We start from the raw sequence: 22,552 nt of genomic DNA on the forward strand, positions 1-22,552 counted from the left end.
GAGCCGGTTGGTGCAGGCTCATTCCCCGAGGCGCTGTGCTGGCTCGGACCGGCGTGAGCAGCGCACGCAGCGGCAGCACTGGCCGATGTCTTCGGGCCCGAAGCCGAGCGCGGCTACGCCTCCTTTGTCCCGACAGTTGACGGCGGACACGTGCTCAAACGCAAGTGGTTCGCCCAGGACGCGCTTGCGCGGCGCGAGACAACTCCACCCGGGTATAACGGTTCGACCCGACGGCTTGGCGGAGTATCTGCGCTCCCGTGGGGCCCCAGGTCAGGGCGACGCCTCCCTTCCGCAGGGTCCGCCACGACGTCCACCGCGCGAATCCACGTCCACTGGCCGCGTCTACAGCCCCCGTTCCGGCGGTGGCCGGGGCTCAGGAGGCGGGTCGCAGAGCCGATCGCGTGATCGTTTTCCGGCTGCGGCACGGATGGGTTTGAGATTGTACTGATTTTCATATGTTCATGACGACATGCACCGTATATGAACATGTGTTTGGAAAGGTCGTGCCCAGAAACATGACGCGTATCCCTGTCTCCCGCGGCATCGCCGCTCTCGCGGTGGCCATCACCGCTGCCGCCCTCCCCGCCTCCCGGGCAGTTCTGCATGACGCTCCCACCGTCGCTGTCGTCCGCGCGGCCGACGATCCGACGCCTTCCCCCACCGACTCGACCTGCCCGGACGGCGCGGAGAAGCCCTGCCCCGCGTCCACGAAGGACCGTGAGGAAGTGGACGGGCAGCGCGACAAGGTGGAGAAGGACGAGGCGCAGGCCAAGGAGGACATCGCCGCCGCCAAGGGCGAGGCCACCAAGTGCCCGCCCACCTCGAAGGACTGCATGACCAACCTCGCCGGGGACGGCCACGAGCAGAAGGAGGGCATGGCCAAGACCCAGCAGGAACTGGAAGGCGTCCACCCCGCTCCTTCAGACAACGCACAGACCGCGGTCAGCGGCGAGTGCTCCGCGTTCGGAGCCGATCTGCCCCCCGCGCTGTCGTCCTCCGGTGACCCCGCCGACCTCACCCGCGTCTGCGAGTTGATGAACCCATGACCGCCACGACGAACCGCCGAGTCCTTGCCGCCGCCGCAGCCCTGGCGATCGCGCTGTCCGCCCCGGCCGCCGCAGCGGCCGACGGCCCCGACCCCGCCGTCCCCGTCGCGCAGGCCTTCGACGGCGACAAGCCGCTGGACTCCCCGCAGAAGATCAGCGACTACTGTGCCGCACACGCCGGTGCCTGCCGCTTCGAGATCAACCGCGACGCCTCCAGGGAGTACGTCACCGCTGTCAGATCGCTGGGCAATGCGGTCCTCAACTGCACCAAGGAGCCGATCAAGGTCAGCCGTCAGGTCTCCCTCCAGGTCTCCAGCTCCGACAACCTCGGCGGCGAGATCACCGGGCAGATCACCATCGAGGGAAGCCTGAACGCCTCCGGCTCGGTGACCGCCGGCGTCGGCGGCGAGGCCGGCGGGACCTTCAAAACCCCGGACCAGTCCAAGGGGCCCAGCGCCGAGGCCACCGCGAAGGGAACCGCCAACGGCAGCGGCACCCTGACCGGCACGGCGGGCCTGCGGGCCGCCTTCGAGGGCGCCTTCAAGCTGTCGTACTCCAAGAACTGGAGCACCCAGCAGACGGAGTCCACCACATACGAGGCCACCGTCGCCCCGGGCGACGCCCTCATGTTCGGCGCGAGCGCTGCGATGCAGCGCGTGGCCGGCAGCATCCTCACCGGAAGCGGCCTCGGGGCGCACAACGTCTTCGTGGACGGTCCTTCCACCGTCAACCGCAGCACCTTCGTCGCGGACACCTACACCGTGCCCGGCAACACCTGCCAGCGGCTGCGGCCCGGCGGCAGGGACGCCATCGACGAGACCACCACGCCCCCGCCCACCCGCAGCGTTCCGGCCCGCCGTGCCGGTGCGCGCGCCGGGTCCGACGCCGGCCTGACCGTCGAAAGGCTGCCCGCGGGCGCCTGGCTCAAGCACCGCGTTCACCTCGCGGGCGTCGCCTCGTGAGCGCCCGCACGAAGCCGCCGCACGGTCCGGCCCCGGAGAGGACCCTCGTGACCACAGCCCGCCCCGTGCTTCGCCGTGCCGCTGTCGGGGCCATGTGTCTCGGCCTGGTGGCCGTCGCCTTTCCGGAGGCGTCCTCGGCGGACACGCCCGAGCCGGTCGCCGTGATCAACGGCGACCTGGCGCTTCCGGCGATCAGCGGAAACGGCGACACCCTCACGCCCACGGGATGGTCGGTGGGTTCGACGTCCGCGAACAACGGTGCCGGAACCGCCAGCGGAGTGTTTCGCTACGCGGGCACCGTCACGGGCCACCCCGGGGGGAAGGCCGCGGCGATGCTGCCCCAGAACGGCTCGTCCTACGAGTTCAAGCAGCGTCTGCGCGGTGTGCGGCCGGGCGCACGGGTCACGGTCACCTTCGACGACAGCCCCGGCATCGCGATGCAGTGTGCCCCCCGCACGGTGGAACAGGGGCAGACCTACACCGTCCAAGGTGAGGGCGGCGCCGTTCAGGACGAGCTGACCGAGCCCGACCCGGACAAGGAATGGAATGTCTTCGGCGCAGGTGTCTGGCGCACCGGGCGCACTTACACCTTCACCGCCAACGCCTACGAGCCGCTGCTCACCTTCGCCTCCACGGTCCCGGTCAAACCCAACGGCGGCGCGGCCGGCACCGGCACCAACGGCGGACAGTGCGGACCGATGATCACCAACATCACGGCGGTCCAGGTTCCGCCCCCACTGGACAAGACCATCCGCAACAACGAACTGCCGCCCTCGCTGGCGTTCAGGGGCAACGACAAGCGGACCGTCACCGAGGCCGTCACCGAGTGCAACACCGCCGCCAGCCGCTGCACGTTCACGGCCGAGTCCGACTACTCCTTCGCGTACTACGAGCCCGCCAGGCAGGCCGAGGAGGGATACATCAACTGCACCCGCGCGACCATCACCCGAGAACGGCCGCTGCGGATCTCCTCACGCACCATCAGCGACCTGCCCGCCGCCGCCGGACTGCCCCCGGCCCCCGGGTCGGCTGCACGCTCGAACATGAACGGCCAGTTCACCACCGGCACCGGCACCACCCCCGCATGGGCCCCGGCGGCCGACCGGACGGTCCGTGAGGTCATCAGCCCCGGCGAGGTCTCCTGGATCGAAACCCAGAGCGGACGCCAGCGCACCGAAGGCTGGTACACCTCCAATCCCACACCCGCCGACCCGAACCTCGACTGGCGCCTCTACACGGTCGTCGACCACCCCTCCACCCAGCTCGCCGACCGCGTCTACCAGCGCACCGGTCCCCTCACCTCCGGTGAGCAGGCACGCTGCCGCTCCAACCGTCCCTCTGCCGAAACCCCCGTCGACGCGGGCGCGCCGGCAGCCGGAGCCGACCGTGGCTGACGTGACCACCACCTCCCCGAGTTCCCAGGGAAAGGGAAACCGCCCCATGCCGACCCGCCGTGAAGCAGGCCGACGCCACTGGAGACCCGCGGCCGTACTGATCGCCCTGGCCGCCGTCAGCCCCCTGCCGGCCCTCACCCAGCCGGCCTCCGCCACCCCGGGGACCGCCCCCGCCGTCGTGACGCCGGCTCCCGCCCAGCGCGCCGCAACCGACTGGGCAACACTCGCCTGGGGCGACAACACCTACGGCCAGACCGCCATCCCCGGCGCCGCGCTGCGGGGGGCGAGCGCCATCGCCGCCGGCGCCTTCCACTCGCTGGCCGTCAAGGACGGCGCCGTCACCGCCTGGGGCAGCAACCTCTACCACCAGACAGACGTCCCGGCCGCGCTCCACTCCGACGTCACCGCCGTCTCCGGCGGCTATCTCCATTCCCTCGCCGTCAAAAACGGCCAGGTCATCGCCTGGGGCAGCGACCGCTACGGCTCCACAGCCGTCCCCGCCGCCGCGCAGACCGGCGTCGACGCCGTCGCGGCAGGCCAGTTCTTCTCGCTCGCCCTGAAGCACGGCCAAGTCCTGGCCTGGGGCGACAACCGCTACGGCCAGACCCAGACCCCCGAGGGAACCCACACCGGCATCACCGCGATCGCCGCCGGCGCCTACCACGCTCTCGCCCTCACCGACGACGGCAAAGTCATCGCGTGGGGCGACAACCGCAAGAAGCAGACGGACGTCGTCACCCCGGTCAAGAACGGCACGGCCACGGCCATCGCCGCCGGCAAGGACTTCTCCGTCGCAGTCGTAGGCGGTCGCGTCTACGCCTGGGGCACCGCGATGACCAACCAGTGGGTGCCGACTACCGCCCAGACCCGGGTCGTCGCGGTGGCAGCCGGATACGACCGCATCGTCGCCCTGCGCGACAACGGCCAGGCCATTGAATGGAAAGCCAACACCACGGCCCTCACCGCACTCACCACCGACGCCGCCACCAAAGTGCAGGCCATCGCAGCGGGCGGCTACCACTCCCTCGCCCTGCGCGGCGACCCGCCCGCCCAGCCATGACCACCTGAAACGCCGATCGCGCAACAGGCCCCCGACGTAGACCGGCTGCCGCTCGCCAAAGGCCACGCGGCAGCCGGTTCACATGCCTCACTCCGCCACGCAACCCCGCTCAGGATCTCCCCAACTACCGCTACCGGGCTGGGCAGAACACCGCGCGGCTCGAATCATCAAGCACGCCGCGTCCACCGGCCAGTACCCGGTCGCGGTCCTGTCCGACTGCGTCGTCTACGCCGCCGACGGCCCCTCAGCGCTGGACGTCCTGGCCTGCAAGGACGGCAAGCCGCTGCCCGGCAGCTTCTAGCTCGGCGTCAACCCCGGCTTGGTCAAGCAAGAAGGCACCCAGCCCACCTGCGGTGGTGGCGTTGGCGTAGACGTATTCCAGTACGCGGCAGCACTTGGTCGCGGACGTGGTGGAGCAGGTGGCCTGCGTGACGGCGGACGTGGGTGCGATGGCGTACTTGGGGCGGGCCAGGAACGTATTGCCGACCGGGATCTTCTCCGAGACGACCTGGGAGGTGGAGTTGGTGGTCGGCAGGAACGTCGAGGTGACCCGCCACGTCGTGGCCGAGGGGTCGACCTTCGCGAACGTGGTGGTCGTGCCTTCGGCGTCCTTCAGGGTGAAGGTGCCGGTGAGCAGGGAGCCGCTCAGCGTCAGGTCCTCCGCGCCCGGTTCGGGCTTCCACCCGCCGCCGGAGGCCGCGGTGAACGCGGTCGGATCACCGTCCCCATCCGGACGTGGCCTGGCCCATAAGGCGTACTCCTCCCGCGCGATCCGCAAGCACCTGCGCGAGCGTGGCATTCGGGCGGTTATCCCCGTTCCGGCCGATCAACGAGACCACCACCTGCGACGCGGAAGGCCACCAGCCTTTGACCGCGAGGCGTACAAACAGCGCGACACCGTTGAAGGCTGCATCAACCGCTTGAAGCAGTGACGGGGCATGGCCGCCCGTGACGACAGGACAGGGACCATCTACCTGGCTGGACTGCACATCGCGGGGATCTTCCTCTGGCCTGCCAGCCGATCCAAACGAAACGGCCTAGCGGTAAAGCTAGCCGGGCTGCCGAAGAGAACCCGGTCCTACCGCCTGAAGCACTTCTCCACCACATGGCTCCTTGACTCTGGCCTGAACCCCGAGGCCGTGCAGGCGCTCTCCCGGCACAGGGAGTTCAACGAGACGATGCATACCTACGCGCACCCGCCGGTTGCGGAGCCGGGCCTCACTGTGCGGACGTGCGGTCACCTGGTCTCTGCGGTCGGCAGGACGAAGACCGAGCCACCGGCTGAAGCAGATTTCGGGTCCTCAGCATCCATGCACCCCCACCGATCCCCACGCCGGATCGCGACACCACCCGGCCCCAGCTCCTCCGCCGACCGCCTCGGCGACGTCGGGATCGCGTTGGCGGGCGGGGACGCTGCCGCACGGTCAGGCGAGGGTGATCCGGATGCCGACGGTGCCGTCCAGGCCGCGGCGCAGGCGGCTGCCCAGCAGGGTGAGTCTTCCGGTCAACCCGTACTTGCGGGCCAGCAGACGGCGGTAGTGCTGGGTCTGCTCGCCGGTGAGGATGTCCGCCCGTCCTGGGACGGGCTCGCCCGAGGGGTTGCCGCGAATGTCGCAGGCGGACACCAGGACGTCGGCGCGGTTGCGGATCCTCTTGACCTTCCCGGAGTCGGCGACCGTCCAGATACCGAGGGCGTCACCATCCCGGATCACCCACACCGGGGTCGGAACCTCTGTGCCGTCCCGACGGAAGGTAGTGACCCGGACGTACTTGCCCGATGCCAGCCGCTCAAGGTCCGTTTGACCATCTGTCATGGCGGAAGGGTACGTCACGGCTTGATGGAGCCTCCCTCTGCGTGCCCGGCATGCGCTTGAGCAGAAGACCAGGTCGTGGGTGCGAGAACGGAGTTGGGCGATCGTCGGCCGCGCGGTGGTGACGTGCTGCCTCCGTCCAACGGCGGAGTGGATTTGTGGAGTTGGTGTCTTCGTAGCGAATCCGAGCTGCGGTGATGTCCTGCAAACCGGAGCCGCCAGAGCCGGTGGCGATCTACCGGCCTGGTTCGCGGCCCGGAAGGGCGGTTGCCGGCCGGATCACTCCGTTACGGGCAGGCACTCGGTGAGCAGGTCGATGACGTCGCGCCAGGCGCGTTGTGCGTGCTGTGGGTGGTGGCCGACGCCGGGGACCATGGGGTGGTCGACCGGCGGGTGGTGGAAGGCGTGGAGGGCGCCGCCGTAGACCACGAGGCGCCAGTCGACGCCGGCGGCCTGCATCTCGGCGGTGAACGCGTTGCGTTGCGCGGGAGGCATGATCGGGTCTTCCGACCCGACGCCCGCCCACACCGGGCAGCGGATGCGCGCTGCCTCGCCCGGCCGGCCGGTGGTCGTCGCGTTGACGGTGCCGATCGCGCGCAGGTGGGCGCCGTCGCGCCCGAGTTCCAGCCCGATGGCGCCGCCGGTGCCGTAACCGATGGCGGCGATCCGGTCGGGGTCGGTGCGCGGTTCGGCGCGCAGCACGTCCAGCGCCGCGTAGCCGATCCCCCGCATCCGGTCCGGGTCGGCGAGCAGCGGCAGGCAACGGGCCAGCATCTCCTCGGGGTCCCCCAGATAGCGCCCGCCGTGCAGGTCGAAGGCCAGCGCTACGTATCCCAGCTCGGCGAGAGCATCCGCCCGGCGGCGCTCGACGTCACTGAGCCCCATGCCCTCAGGCCCGAGCAGCACCGCGGGCCGGCGGTCGGTACCGGCCGGAAGCGCGAGGTGCCCGACCATCGTCAAACCGTCAGCCGGGTACTCGACCGTACGCGTGGTAACCGTCGTCATACGGTTGGACCGTAGTGGCCGTCGAGCCCGGTCGGGGCGCTGTTCTCCGCCGGCGGAACAGAAACATCCGCGCACACCTCGCGCCCGCCCGGCCCGAGTTCCCAAGTCATCGGTAGACCTGGCAGGTCCTGGTAGATGACGGACAAGCCGAGCGGGTCGTTTGGCGTCGCCCGGTGAGGGTGCGGCGAGGCGGACGATGGCGGGGCTGCCGCAGCCGTGGAGGGGCGCCGGGCGCCGGTGGCGGATGCCGCCAGTCCACCGGCCGTCGTATCCCGGTCGGCCACCACATGGGCGGGGGCACGGTTGACGGCCGGGTGGCGCGATCCGCCTGTCACGATGCCGACGGCTGGTCCGGGCTAGAGTCCGTCGGTGAACAGAAGTGCGTTGGGGGACGTCGGGTTGAGCTTGGTCAGGACGTTCCGGGTGGCCGTGGTCTCCAGGAATTCGGCGGTCTCGGCGGGGTCGGCCGCGGGATGTTCCTGCTTGTAGAGGACGGCGACTCCGGTGGCGTGCGGTGCGGCCATCGAGGTGCCGTTCCGGGAGGCGGAGCCGCCGCCGAGTTTGGCTGAGAGGATGCCTTCTCCGGGGGCGTAGAGATTGACGCATGGGCCCCAGTTGGAGAACGTGCTCTGTTCGTCGGACCTGTTGCTCGCCGCGACCGTCACCACCCGCTGCGCGGAGGCGGGGGATTGCTCGCAGGCGTCCTTCGCGTCGTTGCCCGCCGCGAGGACCGGCAGGACGCCCGCGTCGGAGAGGGCGGTTGTGGCGGTGTTGAGCGCCGGGGACTTCTCGCCGCCGATGGAGGCGTTGAGGACGGCGGGCTGCACGGCGTGCCTGGCGACCCAGTCCAGGCCCGCGATCACCGCGGAGTCGTCGCCGTTGCCCCGGCAGTCCAGGACTCGGACACTGACCAGACTCGCCTTGGTGGCGACGCCGTAGGTCTTGCCGCCGACCGTTCCCGCGACATGCGTGCCGTGGCCGTTGCAGTCGGCTCCGTCCCTGCCGTCCGCGACCGCGTCGAAGCCGAACGTGGCGCGCCCGCCGAACTCGGAGTGGCCGTAGTCGATGCCGGTGTCGAGGATGTAGGCGGTCACTCCGGCGCCGTTGCCGGTGGTGATGAACTTCCCGTCGAGCGGCAGATCGCGCTGGTCGATCCGGTCCAGGCCCCAGGACGAGGCCGCCGGGCCCAGGCGTACCGCCGGGGTGGACGCGGTCGCCGGGTCGGGAACAGCGACCTTCCCGTCCTCCTCCACCGCCTCCACCCCGAGGCTGCCGCGGACGAGCGTCAACTGCTGGGGAGTGAGGCGGACAGCGAAGCCGTTGAGGACCGTGTTGTAGAAGAAGGCCGGCTTCAGACCCAGCTTCGCCGCCGTTCCGGCGGGGTCGATTCTCTTGTCGAGGGTGACGATGTACTCGCCCGGCACCCGGTCCGCCGCGCGTACCAGCGGTGCGGGCCCCGAGGCCGAAGCGGAGGCGGAAGCAGAGGGCGTACCGGCGACGAGAGGCCCGGTAAGGGCGAGCACGACGGCACCGGCGAGAGCGATGTTGCTACGAGTGTTCACTCGGCTCAGGTGATCACGCGGAAACGATCCCTCCCAAGGACACCTCCCGGCGATTCGCGCGACTTGCTCCTGAGACTTCTGACCCGATACCTCGGGGTCAGCGCGCAGACGCTCGCTCCGCAGCCGGACCGCCCGGCGGACTACCGGCGATTGCCGGAACAGCTCCGAGCGGACGTCTTGGCGAGGTTCAAACCCTCGGCCGGGCCCGTCGGCGAGGTTCACGCCGCCGTCGGGTCCGTGACCACCGCCTGGTCATCGACGGTTCCGCCGTGTGCCTCGGCTTGATAGGCAAGTGGGGACTTGCCTATCATGGGAGCGTGGCCGATGACCTGTTCAAAGCCTTGGCCGACCCCACCCGCAGGACGATCCTCGACGAGCTCGCAGAGAAGTCAGGACAGACGCTGTTCGAGATCTGCTCGCGGCTGGCGATGAAGCATCGGCTCGGGCTCTCGCGTCAGGGGGTCTCGCAGCACCTCGCCGTGCTGGAGGCGGCCGGGCTCGTCGAGACCCGGCGGGAGGGACGCTACAAGTTCCACGACCTGAACACCGACCCACTGCGGCAGATCACCGAGCGCTGGCCTGTCCGCGGCACGTCCGAACCAAGGGAGAGCACCCCATGAGGATCCATCTGACCAGTGTGTTCGTCGACGACCAGGCCAAGGCCCTGGCCTTCTACACGGACGTCCTCGGCTTCGTGAAGAAGTACGACGTGCCGGTGGGCGAGAAGGACCGGTGGCTGACCGTCGTCTCACCCGACGAGCCCGGCGGTGCCGAGCTCCTCCTGGAGCCCGCCGGCCACCCGGCCGTCACGCCCTACCGCGACGCGCTCTTCGAGGATGGCATCCCGCTCGCCCAGTTCGCCGTCAGCGACGTGAAGGCGGAGTACGAGCGCCTGTCCGGGCTCGGCGTCCGTTTCACTCAGGAGCCCCTGGAAATGGGCCCCGTGACCACCGCCGTCTTCGACGACACCTGCGGCAACCTCATCCAGATCGCGACCCAGCCCCAGTAGCCGTCCGCCCCGCGCACCCGCCTGCGTCGCGTATCCGGCGTCGTCGGGGTAGTTCATGGACAGGCAGAGCAGTACGTCGAGTCCTGAGTCGCCCGCGACGCCGAAGCGTTTCCATTCGTTGTAGTGCGGCCAGGAGCGGGACAGGTCGGTGGTGCCGTCGTAGACGCTCACGACCTTGAACGTCCCGGTCGCCACCTGGCCTGCTACTCATCCGATCAGCCGAAGGTGCATCCGGCGGCCCGTCATGACGTATCCACGCTGGGCGACGCCTACTCGGGGCTTCCGCCCATGGCCAGAGTGCGCTTGATACCACGCCGCACGAAGGCGCGGGCCCGCATCGCTCGGCGGATTCGCCGCAAAGGGCTGATCGGCTTGGGATCTGCGTACCGGCGCTCATGGATGTCTCGAACCACATCTGCCGGGGCACCCAGTTCCAGCAGTTCCGCGAGGGCCTCACCCTTTGTGATCAGCCGTCCGTCGCGTAGCGTGACGGTGGCTCGGGCCAGGACCAGCAGGCCCAGATCCACCCAGACGTCCCGGAGCCAAAGTAGGGGCTTGCCTGTGGCCGGAAGCCAGAACTGTCCCAGGTCGCGCCGGATGAAGTCCTCCAACTGCCCGCACGTGAGCGGCGGGAGCAGTTCCGTCGGCGACGGACCATGGAGGGTGAGCCCGCCGTCGAGCAGTTCTCGGCGGGTGACCGGTGTCACTGGGCGTTCCAGGATCATGCTGTGTGCCCAGGTGACATGGTGCGTCTCGACCTCGGAGAGCGATGTTGTGACCATGTATGAGCAGTGCAACTTGGCCGCGGCTGGCTCTTCGTCCAGCAGGCGCTGGTGAATGCTCGCCAGCCGGTCCCTGTGCTCGCCGTCCAGAGGGCGTTCGACGATCGCGATGAGATCAAGATCGCTGCGTCCCGGCTGGAAGTCGCCAAGCGCGAGTGAACCGTGTGCCCAGACGGCCACCATCGGCACCGCCAGCTGTATCTCGGAGACGAACCGGTTGAGAACGAGATCCGTTTCAGTCGCCGCCATAGCCGAGATCCTCGCACACGTGCACGCACTGCGCCGCAGGTTCCGCATGCTGACGATCTACGGGGCTGGAGTAGTAGTGGTCAGACGGGATCGGTGAACGAGATCGGTTTGCCGGTGGCTTGGGCGTAGGCGATCTCCCGGGTCGTGGACTCGCCGACGTAGCCGCCGGGGTTGACGATCAGAACGCGGTCGGCCAGGTCGATCTTGCGCAGGTGGAGGGCGTCCAGTGCGGTCTTCTGCTCGGTGGTGATCGGCGCGTCCGCCTCGCCCGGCGCGACGACGATGACACCGGCGAAGGTCAGGTCACGGTTCGCCGCGCGCATCTCGGCCACGAACCGGGTAGAGCCGCAGATGCAGACAATCTCGGGCCGGTCGGCCACGGCTGAGTCCTTCGGGTCGAACGGGAAACCGTCGGAGCCGACAGTTTACGCGGCGAGATGGACACCACGCGGTCGGCGGGAGGCGGCGTGCTCGACGTCGAGAGGTCAGGGGGCGCCCGGCTCACCGGCTTCCGCTGGCGACACAGCCTAGAGCGCGGGTTGGGCGGGGATGGGGGGCGCGTCGGTGGGGTCCGGTGGCGCGGGGGTGGGGCGGCGGAATCGGCGGAGGTGGGCGGAGAGGGAGAGGTAGAGGCGGTCGGGGAGGAAGGCGGTGTCGGCGATGATCATCGCCGCGGAGAAGAGCGGAAGGCCGAGGAAGAGGGCGATGCCGGTGTGCATGCCGATCAGGACGACGAGGACGGGGTATTTGAGGCGGCCGAACAGAACGAAGGGGAAGGCGACTTGGACGAGGACGGTCACGTAACCGGCGATGACGAGCACCGTCGGAAAGCTGTCGGCGAGATGGGACAGCGCGGGCCAGGGCTGGAAGAGGGGGAGGTTGAGTACGTCGTGCAGGGCGGTGCCGTTGCCCCAGGAGGCGCCCTGAACCTTGTAGAGGCCGGCGGATCCGTAGAGGAAGCAGACCTGGGCCGCGATGACGAATATGCCGCAGTTGTGCAGCACCGTGGTCAACGTGCGCCGGATATAACGGAGTTGCACGAAGGCGCGCGTGTCCGGGCGGGCGGGGCGAAGCCGAGTGCGGCGTGCGTCCAGGGACCAGCGTCGTCCGCAGGCGGTGAACATCAGGTAGACGGACATCAGCAGGGTGAGGTTGTCGCCGCCGTCCGTCATGAAGAGCGCCCTGGCGTGAAATGAGGCGACGACGACGGCGAAGAGCACGGAGACCGCCCGCGTCCGCCAACCCAGCGCGAAGAGCGCGCAGATGATCACGGCGAAGGCGTAACAGACCTCGAAGTAGACCTTGTTGTCGGACAGCGTGAGGATGCTGGCCCAGCCGCTCTGGGCGAAGAGCTGCCGGGCGAGGTCGGGAGTCCACGGCGAGCCGGGTCCCCAGATCTCGTCGCGATGCGAGAACTCCCGCAGCAGGAAGACGAGGTAGAGCAGTCCGTATCCGATCCGCAGCACGGCCGCCGCGTACAGGGACACCGGTCGCTCCGTGAGCAGGGCGTACGCCCGGCCGGTCCCGTTCGGGGTGGGCCGCGGCACGTCGGGCGCCGGCCGCACCGCGTCGTCGGTGGACGTCACCTGGTCAGTGGTCATGCGAGGGCACCTTCCACCAGGGCAGCAAACGGGTGTCGGCGGCCGTGGCCGCGGTGGCGACCGGACGCGCGTGCTGGACGGCGACGGGCACGGTGACCACTCGGAGTTGGACGGACTGGACGGGACCGTCGCCGACGGGTCGGCGGGCCCCCACGCGCTGCACCGCGATGTTGCGCAGGTACCGCTGGGTCATGACCGCGCGGTCCGAGTGGGGCTCGTCGTCGCTCCCGTGCGTGTCGACGTAGGAGGACCAGGCCCGGCGCAGCATGTTCTGGTGGGTGTGGCTGGGGAACGGGTCGTGCTCGACCGCCGCCGTGTCGGCGGCGGTCAGGTCGACCCACGCGGTGACGTGCATGGTCCCGTCGGGGCCGGTGCTCGCGACACGGGCGTAGACCGTCCGGTCCACCGACTCGGGATCCGGCGCGAACAACTGCCAATTCTGCTCGAAGACCGGGTAGATCCAGGCGTTGATCTGGCGGCCGAACCGCTGCGAGATCGGATTGGCCGGTGCCACGTGCAGGAACACCATGGCCACATGGGTCAACGCCGTGGCCACGATCAGCGCGATTGCGATCCCCATGCCCGCTCTCAGCGGGACGGGCAGTCGGTGTTGTCCGGAGAACTCCGGTGATTCGTCCGGCAATTCCCGTACGTACGTGTCGGAATCGACCCGCACCGCTGTCCCTGCTGCCCGCATCTGCGCCTGCCCTCTACTTTCCGCTGCTGCCTTTTGTGCGGCCCGGTGCCGCGGCGCGCGGCGGGTTCGGTGTCGATTCCGCCGCGCACCGCTTGGTCGCTCACCGAGCGGGGTCGTGCTCCGGGCGTGTCAGCGCTGGTGACCCGCCTGGGAAGCGGGTTGTGCGCCGTAGCCCTGGTTGTCGGACCAACCGCCGGGCTTGCCCGGCTTCTTCTTCGGCGGGCAGTGCTTCACGGGCTTCTTGGGCGGGCAGTGCTTCACCGGCTTCTTCGGCTTGCAGTGCTTGCCCGGGTAGTGACCCGTGCCGCCGGTCGAACCGCCGGTGGTGGCCCCGCCGGTCGTCGTACCACCCGTCGTGGTGCCGCCGGTCGTGGTGCCGCCCGTGGTCGTGCCACCGGTCGTCGTGCCACCCGTGGTCGTCCCACCGGTCGTGGTGCCACCGGTCGTCGTGCCACCCGTGGTCGTCCCGGCCGTCGTCCCACCCGTGGTCGTCCCGCCCGTGGTGGTTCCCGCCGTCGTTCCGCCCGTGGTCGTGCCGCCGGTGGTCGTGCCACCCGTCGTCGTGCCACCGGTCGTGGTCCCGCCGGTGGTCGTGCCACCGGTCGTCGTACCGCCCGTGGTGGTGCCACCGGTCGTCGTGCCCGTGCCGCACGCCGGCCGCGTGATGCGGTTGGTGTCCAGCGTCACCGAGCCGTTACGGGCCAGGGCGCGGCCGTCGATGCTCGCGCCCGTGGTCACGTTGATCGAGGTCAGGGCGAGGATGTTGCCCACGAAGGTGGAGTTGGTGCCGATCGTGGCCGAACTGCCGATCTCCCAGAAGACGTTGCACGGCGAGGCGCCGTTGACCAGGAGAACGCGGCTCGCGGACGCGGTGGTCAGGCCGGAGCCCACCTGGAACACCCACACGGCGTTGGGATCGCCCTGCGCGTCGAGGGTCAGCGTCCCGGTGAGACCGAGCGTGGACGAGGAGGTGTAGACGCCGGGGACCAGGGACAAACCCCCGGCGTCCGGGGGCAGCGCCGAGTCCGTGGCCTGTCCTGCGGCGTCGTTGAACGCGGTGACCAGGTCGGACTTCGCCTGGAGGGCGACCGCGTCCGCCGAGTGCTGGGCCCCGTTGACCAGGCCGGGCGGGAACCCGGTGATGGCGGTGCCGGGGCTCACCCCGAGGTCTCCGGTGATCACCGAAGGACCCGTGTTGGTGACCGTCTGACCGGCCAGTACGGCGAAACTGTCCGCCGTTCCCAGCGGGACGGCCGTGGCGGTGGCATCCGCCTGGGTCGATACCGCGGCGACGAGAGACGCGGCGATCAGCGGCGCGACCACCGCCGCGACCCACGTGGGAATGGTGCGACCTTTCGGCGCGGGCAGGATCTGTGACGTCATAGAGGCGTGACTCCTGACAGGAACGGCAGCGAAGCCCGAAAGGCGGGTTCTGAGGACGGCCGACTCCGTGCCAGGCACACTAAAGAAAGAGATGCGGAAGCGATGCACGCATACGAGTGAAGGATTGATTTATCAACCGGCATGGTCGAATATCGCAGAATTGCGAGGCCGGAAAAACGTTCCCGCTATTGCACGTCGCGCCGGAATGCGCCGCGAGGAAATCATCGCCATGAGCGGCCGATGATGAGCGCGGGTGCCCGCCGCTCGCGCTCAGGCGGACCGATCCGGCCCATCCGCGGTCGCCCGAAACGGAGTTCGGCCCCGCGCGGACGCGCTCCGGGGTTCAGTCCTGGAGCGCGGACGGCAAGGACGCCGCCAACTCGTCCAGCCTCCGCGCGGAGCGCGCCAGGATCGCGTACCGCCAACTCACGCCGTCCGCAGGGGCGTCGGCGTAGAGGACGACGCCGTCGCCGCGTTCGGGGTCGTAGTCCAGCGCGCGGTCACGGAGGCGGTCGAGTGCGGCGGTGAAGGAGTACGGACCGGACGCGTGGACCGTGCCCGTCGTCCAGGTGACGGGGGTGCCGCGGGCGAGGCGGACGACCAGGTCGTACGGGGTGGTCGTCGCGGTGCGGCGGACGTTGGACTCGGTGGCGTACAGGGTGCCGTCGGTGGCCACGAGGGCGTCGATGTCGTAGGGGCCGCGGTAGCCGTGCGCGATCAGGTGGCGGCCGAAGGCCATGCCCCAGTCGCGCAGTTCGTCGCACACCGTCGGGTGCACGATGCCGCGCAGCGGAGCCCGGTAGCCGGTGAAAGAGCCGTCCTCGGTGCGCATGGCACCGTCGAAGAGCGGTCGCGGCGCGTCGGCCGCGGCCACGAACTGGGCGCTGATCGAGACGGTGTGGGGGACGTACTCCTCCACGGTCCAGCGGCTGTCCGACCCGAATCCTTCTGACGCGAAACCGTCCGGCCCGAAACCGGCGACACCACGTCCGTCCACACCCAAGCCGTCCGCCGCGACCAGCGGATCCTCGGCGCCGACGAACCGCAGCCCGTGCCCGCCCGCCGACCGGTCGGGTTTCACGACACCGCGCCCGGAAACGGCCGCGCGGAGCACCGCGCGTACGGTCTCGCGCAGGTCCGGCCCCGAGCAGGTGCGCCCGTACGGCACGCGCATCCCGGTCCGCTCGGCCACGGCGCGGAAACCGGCCTTGGTGTTGCACAGCTCCGTGACCGCCAGCGCTTCGGCGCCGACCGCCGGCCCGCCGCGACCGCAGGGGGACACCGGCACTCCCAGCGCGGCGGCGAGCGCGAACGTCGAGGCGTCCAGGGCGATGGGCAGCAGCCGGGTGCCGGGGCGGGCCGCCGCGAGCGCGCGCAGCTCGTCGGTCAGGCCGGGCGTGTCGGCCACGGAGTCTGCCATCGCGACACCGGGTCGGTCACGGACGGTGACGATCCGTACGGAGTCCCTCGGGACGCCGGTCAGGGCGCACGCGTACCGCGCGAACGGCTCGGACAGCGGGACCGGGGTCAGCAGTACGTCACCGGGCCGGGTCAGCCAGATCTTCCGCGGGGCCTGCTCGGCCCACCGGGCGACCACGGCGTGTTCCCGCAGGTCGACAGCGAGTGCGGAGGCGAAGTTGGCAAGAACGATCAATGATGGAGTGCCACTGTCCTTCGGCGCCATAGAGGGTGTGTGCCCGCGATCGCGGCGGGAAACCCGGTTCCGGAATTTCCGGAACCGTCCGAATCCCTATCGGGTCGCCGTCCGTCGATTGGTACCCCGCATCCGGGGCAGTCGGCCCTGGACCACACAAATAGGTGACTCAAAGTCATCGCATCATGCGTCGGAGGTGGACCGTGCTGTGTATGCCAGGTGTCTATCAACCCCAGCAGGACACCCACCTCCTGATGCGGGCCATGTGCCGCGAGGCCGTGGCGCCCGGGATGCACGTACTGGATCTGTGCACCGGCAGCGGCGCGCTGGCCATCTGCGCCGCGCGGCTGGGCGCCCGGGTGACCGCCGTGGACATCGCGTGGCAGGCCGTGCTCTCGGCCCGCGCGAACGCCCTGAGGGCCGGGCGGCGGGTACGGGTGCTGCACGGCGACCTCGCGGGGCAGCGGGGACGGCACGACCGCCCGTACGACCTGGTGGTCAGCAATCCGCCCTACGTCCCCTCCCCCGCGGCCGAGCCGCCGGTACGGGGCGCGGCCCGCTCCTGGGACGCGGGGCACGACGGGCGGGCGGTCGTGGACCGGATCTGCGCGACCGCGCCGCGCGTCCTGGCGCCGCACGGCGTCCTGCTGATGGTGCACTCGGCACTGTGCGGGGTCGAGGCGACGCTGGCCTCCCTGGCGGAGGCCGGGCTGCGCGCGGCGGTGACCGACCGGGAGCTGATCCCCTTCGGGCCCGTACTGCGCGGACGAACGGCGTGGCTGCGGCAGGCGGGACTGATCGACGGGGAGCAGGACAAGGAGGAGCTGGTGGTGATCCGTGCCGAACACGCCTGAGCGCCCGCGCCGCGTCCTGGTCGAACGGGACGGGCCCGTCCTGGTCGAGGGGCCGGTGACCGTCGTCGGCGACGACGGTGTCGCCGTGACCTCGCACCGCTTCATGGTCGCGGTGTGCACCTGCCGCCGCAGCCGGACGCACCCGTGGTGCGACACCAGCCACCGCCGCCGGTCCAAGGGCGGCGGGGACGGAGAGCCGCCGGCGTGCGGCGCGCAGCGGACGGCTCCGGCCGGGCCGGAGGGAGAGTCCTGATGACGACCGCGTACCCGACCGCGAACCCGACCGCGAACCCGCCGACCGCGAACCCGACCTCCTACCGCGAGTCGCGTGCCACCACTCCCCCGCTTCCGACGCCCCGCGGGCCGCTGTCGGCCGCCGTGGTGGCGTCGCTGCGCGACGGCGCGGGAGAGCTGCCCGGCGCCGGTGCCGTGGCCGCCGCCGATCCGTACGGCGACGACCTGCAACTCGCCCTGTATTCGCTGTACGAATTGCACTACCAGGGCTTCGCGGGTGTGGCCGACGACCGTGAGTGGGACGTGGAGCTGCTGCGGACGCGCGGCTTCCTGGAGGACCGTTTCCTGCGCCAGGTGCGCGCGGACGCGCCGGCCCGCCCGCACGCGGCGGACTCCGTCGCCGCCCTGCTGGTCGAACCGGTGGGAGACGACGGCACCGGTGTCAGTCATTACCTCCAGCCCGAGGGCCATCTCGAGCACTTGCGGGAGTACGCGGCCCTGCGGTCCCTGTACCACCTCAAGGAGGCCGATCCCCACGCCTGGGTGATCCCGCGCCTCCACGGCCGGGCGAAGGCGGCGATGGTCGCCGTCGAATTCGACGAGTTCGGCGGCGGGCACGCGGAGGACATCCACGCGCGGCTCTTCGCCGACCTGATGACGGACCTCGGCCTGGACACCGCGTACGGCCGCTATCTGGACGCGGCGCCCGCCGAGGCGCTGGCGGTGGTCAACCTGATGTCGCTCTTCGGCCTGCACCGCGCGCTCCGCGGCGCGCTCGTCGGGCACTTCGCCGCCGTCGAGATCACCTCGTCGCCGGGTTCCCGGCGGCTGGCGCAGGCGATGCGCGCCAACGGCGCGGGCCCTGCCGCGGAGCGCTTCTACGACGAGCACGTCGAAGCGGACGCCGTCCACGAACAGGTCGTACGCCACGAGGTGATCGCTCCTCTGCTGGCCGCGGAGCCGCAGTTGGACGCCGACGTGGTCCTCGGCATCGAGGCGACCGGGCTGCTGGAGGACCGTCTCGGCGCGGCGCTGCTCGACGCCTGGCGGAACGGACGCAGCGCGCTGCGCACGCCGTTGGAGCCGCTACGGGACCGGCCGTCGCCGCGCACCGGAGGCTGACGGTTCCCCTGCCCGACGCGGGTCCGAGGAATTGACCCACCGGCCCGGTCCGGTGGCGGCACCATGGGCTTGGGGGCGCGCCGCCGGGCCGGTGGCCTCTTCCGGGGGGGCGGGATACGGGTCAGGACGGACGCGGGGGGCGGGCCGTGTGGTCGGGGTGGCCGTGCGTGCGGCGCGCCTCCTTCATCTCGGCCTCGTGGATGTGGCGCGCGCCGCCCGCCAGGTCGGTGCGGATCTGCTCCTCCATGCGCCGGAAGGGTTCGACGTACGTGTCGTCGTACGCCTCGACCATCTGGAAGGTCCAGTAGCCCGGCAGGACGTTGCGGCCGACGATCTCGCGTTCGAGCCGCTCCGCGTGTTCCGCGTGGCCCGCGGCCCTGAGGTGCTCGACCGCCTCGCCGAGTCGCAGGTCGGCTCCCCCGGTGAGCTGGTGGAAGTCGTACAGCCGCCCGCGCGCCCGCTCCACCGTCTCGAGGGCTTCGGAGAGGATGCCGAGCGCCTCCACCGAGGCGTCGCTCAGCCCTGCGGGACGTCGGGCCGGTGCCGCGGGGCCGCGCTCTTGTTCATGGTTGGTCATGTGCAAGACCTTCCCCGGCCGGCCGTGTCCATCACGGCGATCGGAGCGCCCGGCGCGACCGGCCCGCGGCGGGAGGCCGGGGGCGGGCGCACCGGGGACGGCCGGCGGCCACGGCGTCGCGGGGAAAACCCGTTGGCGAAGCGTGCCCGGCCCTTGCTACCCTCCCCGAGGCCGTGCGAGAGAACGAGGAGGTGGTACCCGTGAACGCAGTATCCACATGGGTGCTCCCCTCTGGGGCCACGGTCGGGCGATAGGTCGTCCGGGAGCGCCGTCAACGAGCACTCCCGAAAGGCACGACCATGCGATTCACTTCTGAGCAGCGCCTCGACGAAGGCGTCCTCGAACGCGAATTCACCCTCGGCGAGATCCCCGGCATTTTGTGGACGCCCGATACGGCGTCCGCGGCAGCACCGGCGCCGCTGATCCTGCTCGGCCACCCTCCCCTCGGGCTGCGCAAGATGTACCCCCGGCTGCTGGGCCGGGCCCTGGGCTGCGCGGCGGAGGGTTTCGCCACGGCCACCATCGAGCTCCCCGGAAGCGGCGACCGGCCTCGCCTGCCCGCCCTCGACGAGGCCCGCGCCGACCTGCGCCGGGCGATGGAGACCGGCGAGCCGGTCGGCGACGAGATCGTCCACGCCCTCGTCCTCCCCCTGGTGGAGGCGGCCGTCCCGGAATGGCGGGCCGCCCTGGACGCCCTTCTCGCACTGCCCGAGGTCGACGGCCCGGTCGGGTACTCGGGAGGGGTGATCTCCGTCGGCGTCCGGCTGGCGGTGGTCGAGCCTCGCGTCTCGGCAGCCGTTCTGTTCGCCGGGAGCCTCGTGCCCCGCGCCATCTTCGAGGAGGCCAGGCAGGTCACCATTCCCCTGCACGTCCTCCTTCAGTGGGACGACGAAGGCAACGACCGGCAGGCGTCCCTGGATCTCTTCGACACCTTCGGCTCCAAGGAGAAGTCCCTCCATGCCCACCTCGGCGGACACGCCGGAGTCCCGGAGTCCGCGGGTGCCGCCGCGGCCCAGTTCTTCACCCGCCACCTGAAGTAGCGGCGCGCCGTCAGACCGGTCCCGGACGGTAGCCCGCTCCGACCGGGACGGCCCCGGAGGAGCGCCGCCACCGGCTCGGCGGCGCTCCTCCACACACGGTCCTACGACCGGAGGCACCGGGGAGCGACGTGGATCGGTCACCTCTGGTCCGACGGGACTTCTCTGACTAGAGTCAGAGAATGGACGCACGAGAGATCGCCCAGGTGCGGCGGTTCAACCGCACCGTTACCGAGCGCGTGGGCGTGCTCCACGACCGTTATCTGGGCCGGGACCGGCCGATCGGTGAGGCCCGGCTCCTGTGGGAGATCGGCGAACGGGGCCAGGACGTACGCCGGTTGCGCGAACGGCTCGGTCTCGACTCGGGATACGTCAGCCGTCTGCTGCGCTCCCTGGAGACGGACGGGCTGGTGACGGTGGAGCCGCTGCCCCGCGACAGACGGGTGCGCACGGTCCGGCTCACCGACGCCGGTCGCGCCGAGCGCGCGGTGCTCGACGGTCGCAGCGACGAACTGGCGGGCTCCCTGCTGGAGCCGCTCAACGCCGTCCAGCGCTCCCGGCTGGTCGCCGCCATGGCCGAGGTCGACCGGCTGCTGACCGCCGCGACGGTCACGCTGGACGTCGTCGACCCGGACCACCCCGATGCCGAGCACTGCATGCGCTCCTACTTCGCCGAGTTGCGCGAACGCTTCGACGCCGGTTTCGATCCCGCGCGCAGTCTCCTGCCCGACGCCGGTGAACTCCGGTCGCCGCACGGCCTCTTCCTGGTCGCCCGGCTGCACGGTGAGCCGGTCGGCTGCGCCGGTCTGAAGCTGCCGCCGGGGGCCCCGGCCGAGATCAAGCGCATGTGGGTCGCGCCGCGGGCCCGCAGACTCGGCCTCGGCCGCCGCTTCCTGGCCGAACTGGAACTGCGGGCCGCCCGCGACGGCCGGGACCTGCTGCGCCTTGACACCAACAAGGCGCTGAACGCCGCGATCAGCCTGTACCACTCCTGCGGTTTCGAGGAGGTCGCGGCCTTCAACGACGAGCCGTACGCCCACCACTGGTTCGAGAAGCGGATCACCACACCGCCGTCGGGATGAATCCCCACCGCCACGAGGGCCGCGGCCACGGCGGCCTCACCCGGTGAAGGGGTGGGGGCCGAGGCGGCCCCAGGTGATGAACAGGGCCAGGCAGAGATAGAAGAGGTTGAGGAGGACGAAGGGGGCTTCGGCCGGGCGACGGGCGTGGGTGGTCATCGCGCCGACCATCAGGAGGCACCAGCAGATCGCGGTGACGGGGACGAAGAAGGGGGCCACGTCGAGAGCGGCGGGAAGGATGAGGCCGAAAGCGGCGAGGAGTTCGAGGACGCCGAGGGATTTGACGAAGGTGACACTGGCGTCACCGGTCCAGCCGCCGCCGTGAGTGGCGGTCAGTTTGTCCTTGGGAATGAATGCCTTGGAAACACCGCCGGTCAGTGCCACCGCGGCCAGCAGCCCGGTGACGATCCACAGCGCGAGGTTCATCGTCCGCTCCTTGATCGGGAATTGCCTGTGTCCCGTAGGACGAGACAGCCGCCGCGCCCTGTGACACGCCAGCGGAAACGGCGCGGGACGAAGGCGGGAACGGGCGCGGGACGAAGGCAGGAACAGGCGTGGGGCGAGGGCAGGACCGGGGGCGGCACGATGGCAGGACGGGCACGGGACCGGGCGCGGCCAAATACGCCGAATTTGCGCATGCTTGAACCTCGCGCGGGCCGCTTTCACCCCTTTTACCCTCCCCACGGAACCCGTGGGACCGAGAAGCCAACTCCCGCCACTGGCGTCCCCACACGTAACAAAGCGACCAATTGAACCCATGTGATGCAGGTCGGTCCAACCTGCTTACGGGGTGGGGCGACGTACCGCTATTCTCAGCCCCCGAGTGTTCGTAGAACGACGTCAGCAGGGAGACAAGTCACCATGTCGCACGATGTACCGCCGCCGGGCCCACCGACTCAGCCGCCGAGCGCGAGCGGCCCGTCCGGGGGTTCTTTCGACCCGGCTTCGGTCAACCGACTCGACTGGGCAATTCTCGGTATCGGGTTCATTGTGTTGATCTTCTCGTTCTTCGACTACTACTCCTGGGATTTCGGGAGCGGTTACGGCATCAACCTCGGCAGCGTGAGTTGGAGTGCCTGGCACTTCAGCCACGGGCTGTTCATAGCCTGGTTCGCGATGGTCATCACGGTGCTCAGCGCCGCGGTGCTCGCAGTCAGCCTCTTCGTGCCCACCGTCACGCTGCCCGCGCCCGACCGCATGCTGACCTTCGTCGGCTTCGCGGTGGGCTTCGTCCTGTACCTGATCGCGATCTTCGCGCACTCCGACTTCGGCCCGGCCGGTGGCCACGGCTTCAGCTTCTGGGTGAGCCTGATCCTCGCCGGTGTCGGCGCGGTCCTCGCTCTCATGCGGGCCCAGCAGACGAACACCGCACTGCCCGGCAAGCTCAACAGCCTCCCGCGCGTCGGCCGGTAGTCAGGCAGTCCGCAGCACCAC

24 protein-coding genes and 1 pseudogene are annotated in these 22,552 nt (G+C 70.4%); 13 read left to right on the top strand and 12 right to left on the bottom strand.

The annotated features are described in order from the left end of the window. Positions 1-515: 515 nt before the first annotated feature. The 4 genes from ACIQCJ_RS19180 to ACIQCJ_RS19195 all read left to right on the top strand — a co-directional run bounded on the left by ACIQCJ_RS19180 (position 516) and on the right by ACIQCJ_RS19195 (position 4,462). Positions 516-1,046, top strand: a complete 531-nt coding sequence (locus tag ACIQCJ_RS19180; RefSeq protein WP_402711991.1) for a hypothetical protein — start codon at positions 516-518, stop codon at positions 1,044-1,046. Then, positions 1,043-2,008, top strand: coding sequence for a hypothetical protein (locus ACIQCJ_RS19185; RefSeq protein ID WP_402711992.1), 966 nt, complete (start codon positions 1,043-1,045; stop codon positions 2,006-2,008). The genes ACIQCJ_RS19180 and ACIQCJ_RS19185 overlap by 4 nt, the downstream gene beginning before the upstream one ends. A gap of 92 nt (positions 2,009-2,100) precedes the next feature. Then, complete coding sequence (locus ACIQCJ_RS19190; protein ID WP_402711993.1) at positions 2,101-3,402, top strand: hypothetical protein; 1,302 nt, start codon at positions 2,101-2,103, stop codon at positions 3,400-3,402. Positions 3,403-3,448: 46 nt separating this feature from the next. Next, positions 3,449-4,462 carry an RCC1 domain-containing protein gene (locus ACIQCJ_RS19195; RefSeq protein WP_402711994.1) on the top strand — a complete coding sequence of 338 codons (1,014 nt, stop codon included), beginning with the start codon at positions 3,449-3,451 and terminating at the stop codon, positions 4,460-4,462. A gap of 244 nt (positions 4,463-4,706) precedes the next feature. Here ACIQCJ_RS19195 and ACIQCJ_RS19200 read toward each other — a convergent pair whose 3' ends face one another. Further along, positions 4,707-5,240 carry a hypothetical protein gene (locus ACIQCJ_RS19200; protein WP_402711995.1) on the bottom strand — a complete coding sequence of 178 codons (534 nt, stop codon included), beginning with the start codon at positions 5,238-5,240 and terminating at the stop codon, positions 4,707-4,709. Between ACIQCJ_RS19200 and ACIQCJ_RS19205 the strand changes: the two are divergent. Then, a pseudogene (locus ACIQCJ_RS19205) lies at positions 5,203-5,472 on the top strand (transposase); the annotation flags it as partial. The gene ACIQCJ_RS19200 and the pseudogene ACIQCJ_RS19205 sit on opposite strands and share 38 nt — an antisense overlap. A gap of 414 nt (positions 5,473-5,886) precedes the next feature. Here ACIQCJ_RS19205 and ACIQCJ_RS19210 read toward each other — a convergent pair. The 3 genes from ACIQCJ_RS19210 to ACIQCJ_RS19220 all read right to left on the bottom strand — a co-directional run bounded on the left by ACIQCJ_RS19210 (position 5,887) and on the right by ACIQCJ_RS19220 (position 8,840). Further along, the gene (locus ACIQCJ_RS19210) at positions 5,887-6,276 is read right to left on the bottom strand and encodes a PPOX class F420-dependent oxidoreductase (protein WP_391045309.1); all 390 of its coding nucleotides are present in this window, start codon (positions 6,274-6,276) and stop codon (positions 5,887-5,889) included. 276 nt (positions 6,277-6,552) lie between these two features. Then, positions 6,553-7,278: a dienelactone hydrolase family protein gene (locus ACIQCJ_RS19215; RefSeq protein WP_402711996.1), complete on the bottom strand. Its 726-nt coding sequence runs from the start codon at positions 7,276-7,278 to the stop codon at positions 6,553-6,555. A gap of 356 nt (positions 7,279-7,634) precedes the next feature. After that, positions 7,635-8,840 (bottom strand): S8 family peptidase, encoded by a 1,206-nt coding sequence (locus tag ACIQCJ_RS19220; protein ID WP_402711997.1) that lies wholly within the window; start codon positions 8,838-8,840, stop codon positions 7,635-7,637. Between the two features lie 317 nt (positions 8,841-9,157). On the opposite strand from ACIQCJ_RS19220, the gene ACIQCJ_RS19225 reads away from it, so the two are divergent. Together ACIQCJ_RS19225 and ACIQCJ_RS19230 are read left to right on the top strand one after the other, a co-directional pair. Beyond that, positions 9,158-9,460 (top strand): ArsR/SmtB family transcription factor, encoded by a 303-nt coding sequence (locus ACIQCJ_RS19225; protein ID WP_401722329.1) that lies wholly within the window; start codon positions 9,158-9,160, stop codon positions 9,458-9,460. Then, complete coding sequence (locus ACIQCJ_RS19230) at positions 9,457-9,849, top strand: VOC family protein (protein WP_401853989.1); 393 nt, start codon at positions 9,457-9,459, stop codon at positions 9,847-9,849. The genes ACIQCJ_RS19225 and ACIQCJ_RS19230 overlap by 4 nt, the downstream gene beginning before the upstream one ends. A 269-nt stretch (positions 9,850-10,118) precedes the next feature. Here the strand turns inward: ACIQCJ_RS19230 and ACIQCJ_RS19235 are convergent, their stop codons facing one another. The 6 genes from ACIQCJ_RS19235 to ACIQCJ_RS19260 form a co-directional block, all read right to left on the bottom strand. Next, positions 10,119-10,880 carry a nucleotidyltransferase domain-containing protein gene (locus ACIQCJ_RS19235; RefSeq protein ID WP_401722332.1) on the bottom strand — a complete coding sequence of 254 codons (762 nt, stop codon included), beginning with the start codon at positions 10,878-10,880 and terminating at the stop codon, positions 10,119-10,121. Between the two features lie 80 nt (positions 10,881-10,960). After that, a complete protein-coding gene (locus ACIQCJ_RS19240) occupies positions 10,961-11,260 on the bottom strand; it encodes a hypothetical protein (protein ID WP_402711998.1) in 300 nt (99 codons plus the stop codon). Positions 11,261-11,407: 147 nt separating this feature from the next. Continuing rightward, positions 11,408-12,481 (bottom strand): HTTM domain-containing protein, encoded by a 1,074-nt coding sequence (locus tag ACIQCJ_RS19245; protein WP_402711999.1) that lies wholly within the window; start codon positions 12,479-12,481, stop codon positions 11,408-11,410. After that, positions 12,471-13,061: a DUF5819 family protein gene (locus ACIQCJ_RS19250; RefSeq protein ID WP_402712000.1), complete on the bottom strand. Its 591-nt coding sequence runs from the start codon at positions 13,059-13,061 to the stop codon at positions 12,471-12,473. The genes ACIQCJ_RS19245 and ACIQCJ_RS19250 overlap by 11 nt, the downstream gene beginning before the upstream one ends. Positions 13,062-13,307: 246 nt before the next feature. Further along, a complete protein-coding gene (locus ACIQCJ_RS19255) occupies positions 13,308-14,561 on the bottom strand; it encodes an ice-binding family protein (RefSeq protein WP_402712001.1) in 1,254 nt (417 codons plus the stop codon). Positions 14,562-14,904: 343 nt separating this feature from the next. Next, positions 14,905-16,215 (bottom strand): peptide ligase PGM1-related protein, encoded by a 1,311-nt coding sequence (locus tag ACIQCJ_RS19260; protein WP_402712002.1) that lies wholly within the window; start codon positions 16,213-16,215, stop codon positions 14,905-14,907. A 212-nt stretch (positions 16,216-16,427) separates the two neighbouring features. Between ACIQCJ_RS19260 and ACIQCJ_RS19265 the strand changes: the two genes are divergently transcribed. From ACIQCJ_RS19265 to ACIQCJ_RS19275, 3 genes are read left to right on the top strand one after another with little or no spacing between them, the layout of a single operon-like run. Further along, positions 16,428-17,069: a HemK2/MTQ2 family protein methyltransferase gene (locus ACIQCJ_RS19265; protein WP_355345559.1), complete on the top strand. Its 642-nt coding sequence runs from the start codon at positions 16,428-16,430 to the stop codon at positions 17,067-17,069. Further along, the gene (locus ACIQCJ_RS19270; protein WP_355345562.1) at positions 17,053-17,322 is read left to right on the top strand and encodes a CDGSH iron-sulfur domain-containing protein; all 270 of its coding nucleotides are present in this window, start codon (positions 17,053-17,055) and stop codon (positions 17,320-17,322) included. Before ACIQCJ_RS19265 ends, ACIQCJ_RS19270 begins: the two co-directional genes overlap by 17 nt. Then, entirely contained in the window at positions 17,322-18,425 is a 1,104-nt protein-coding gene (locus ACIQCJ_RS19275; RefSeq protein ID WP_402712003.1) for an iron-containing redox enzyme family protein, read from the top strand. The genes ACIQCJ_RS19270 and ACIQCJ_RS19275 overlap by 1 nt, the downstream gene beginning before the upstream one ends. A gap of 121 nt (positions 18,426-18,546) precedes the next feature. Here ACIQCJ_RS19275 and ACIQCJ_RS19280 read toward each other — a convergent pair whose 3' ends face one another. Continuing rightward, positions 18,547-19,002 (bottom strand): hypothetical protein, encoded by a 456-nt coding sequence (locus tag ACIQCJ_RS19280; RefSeq protein ID WP_355345568.1) that lies wholly within the window; start codon positions 19,000-19,002, stop codon positions 18,547-18,549. A gap of 299 nt (positions 19,003-19,301) precedes the next feature. Here ACIQCJ_RS19280 and ACIQCJ_RS19285 point away from each other — a divergent pair, with 299 nt between their 5' ends. Next, the gene (locus ACIQCJ_RS19285; protein WP_402712004.1) at positions 19,302-20,042 is read left to right on the top strand and encodes an alpha/beta hydrolase; all 741 of its coding nucleotides are present in this window, start codon (positions 19,302-19,304) and stop codon (positions 20,040-20,042) included. A gap of 179 nt (positions 20,043-20,221) precedes the next feature. Then, positions 20,222-21,121, top strand: a complete 900-nt coding sequence (locus ACIQCJ_RS19290; protein ID WP_391045353.1) for a GNAT family N-acetyltransferase — start codon at positions 20,222-20,224, stop codon at positions 21,119-21,121. Between the two features lie 36 nt (positions 21,122-21,157). Here the strand turns inward: ACIQCJ_RS19290 and ACIQCJ_RS19295 are convergent, their stop codons facing one another. Beyond that, positions 21,158-21,544 (bottom strand): DoxX family protein, encoded by a 387-nt coding sequence (locus ACIQCJ_RS19295; RefSeq protein WP_355345577.1) that lies wholly within the window; start codon positions 21,542-21,544, stop codon positions 21,158-21,160. A gap of 564 nt (positions 21,545-22,108) precedes the next feature. On the opposite strand from ACIQCJ_RS19295, the gene ACIQCJ_RS19300 reads away from it, so the two are divergent. Next, complete coding sequence (locus tag ACIQCJ_RS19300; protein WP_355345580.1) at positions 22,109-22,531, top strand: hypothetical protein; 423 nt, start codon at positions 22,109-22,111, stop codon at positions 22,529-22,531. The last annotated feature ends 21 nt before the right edge of the window (positions 22,532-22,552 follow it).

Origin of the sequence: Streptomyces sp. NPDC093221 (assembly GCF_044753885.1) — a bacterium.
In the GTDB taxonomy this organism is placed as follows: domain Bacteria; phylum Actinomycetota; class Actinomycetes; order Streptomycetales; family Streptomycetaceae; genus Actinacidiphila.

Excerpts from the sequence above, each read along its gene's own strand:
- ACIQCJ_RS19255 (WP_402712001.1), bottom strand. The coding sequence starts at position 14,561 with ATGACGTCACAGATCCTGCCCGCGCCGAAAGGTCGCACCATTCCCACG.
- ACIQCJ_RS19185 (WP_402711992.1), top strand. The coding sequence starts at position 1,043 with ATGACCGCCACGACGAACCGCCGAGTCCTTGCCGCCGCCGCAGCCCTG.
- ACIQCJ_RS19290 (WP_391045353.1), top strand. The coding sequence starts at position 20,222 with ATGGACGCACGAGAGATCGCCCAGGTGCGGCGGTTCAACCGCACCGTT.
- ACIQCJ_RS19295 (WP_355345577.1), bottom strand. The coding sequence starts at position 21,544 with ATGAACCTCGCGCTGTGGATCGTCACCGGGCTGCTGGCCGCGGTGGCA.
- ACIQCJ_RS19275 (WP_402712003.1), top strand. The coding sequence starts at position 17,322 with ATGACGACCGCGTACCCGACCGCGAACCCGACCGCGAACCCGCCGACC.
- ACIQCJ_RS19215 (WP_402711996.1), bottom strand. The coding sequence starts at position 7,278 with ATGACGACGGTTACCACGCGTACGGTCGAGTACCCGGCTGACGGTTTG.
- ACIQCJ_RS19245 (WP_402711999.1), bottom strand. The coding sequence starts at position 12,481 with ATGACCACTGACCAGGTGACGTCCACCGACGACGCGGTGCGGCCGGCG.
- ACIQCJ_RS19190 (WP_402711993.1), top strand. The coding sequence starts at position 2,101 with ATGTGTCTCGGCCTGGTGGCCGTCGCCTTTCCGGAGGCGTCCTCGGCG.
- ACIQCJ_RS19285 (WP_402712004.1), top strand. The coding sequence starts at position 19,302 with ATGCGATTCACTTCTGAGCAGCGCCTCGACGAAGGCGTCCTCGAACGC.
- ACIQCJ_RS19230 (WP_401853989.1), top strand. The coding sequence starts at position 9,457 with ATGAGGATCCATCTGACCAGTGTGTTCGTCGACGACCAGGCCAAGGCC.
- ACIQCJ_RS19210 (WP_391045309.1), bottom strand. The coding sequence starts at position 6,276 with ATGACAGATGGTCAAACGGACCTTGAGCGGCTGGCATCGGGCAAGTAC.
- ACIQCJ_RS19250 (WP_402712000.1), bottom strand. The coding sequence starts at position 13,061 with ATGGGGATCGCAATCGCGCTGATCGTGGCCACGGCGTTGACCCATGTG.
- ACIQCJ_RS19280 (WP_355345568.1), bottom strand. The coding sequence starts at position 19,002 with ATGACCAACCATGAACAAGAGCGCGGCCCCGCGGCACCGGCCCGACGT.
- ACIQCJ_RS19180 (WP_402711991.1), top strand. The coding sequence starts at position 516 with ATGACGCGTATCCCTGTCTCCCGCGGCATCGCCGCTCTCGCGGTGGCC.
- ACIQCJ_RS19235 (WP_401722332.1), bottom strand. The coding sequence starts at position 10,880 with ATGGCGGCGACTGAAACGGATCTCGTTCTCAACCGGTTCGTCTCCGAG.
- ACIQCJ_RS19195 (WP_402711994.1), top strand. The coding sequence starts at position 3,449 with ATGCCGACCCGCCGTGAAGCAGGCCGACGCCACTGGAGACCCGCGGCC.
- ACIQCJ_RS19265 (WP_355345559.1), top strand. The coding sequence starts at position 16,428 with ATGCCAGGTGTCTATCAACCCCAGCAGGACACCCACCTCCTGATGCGG.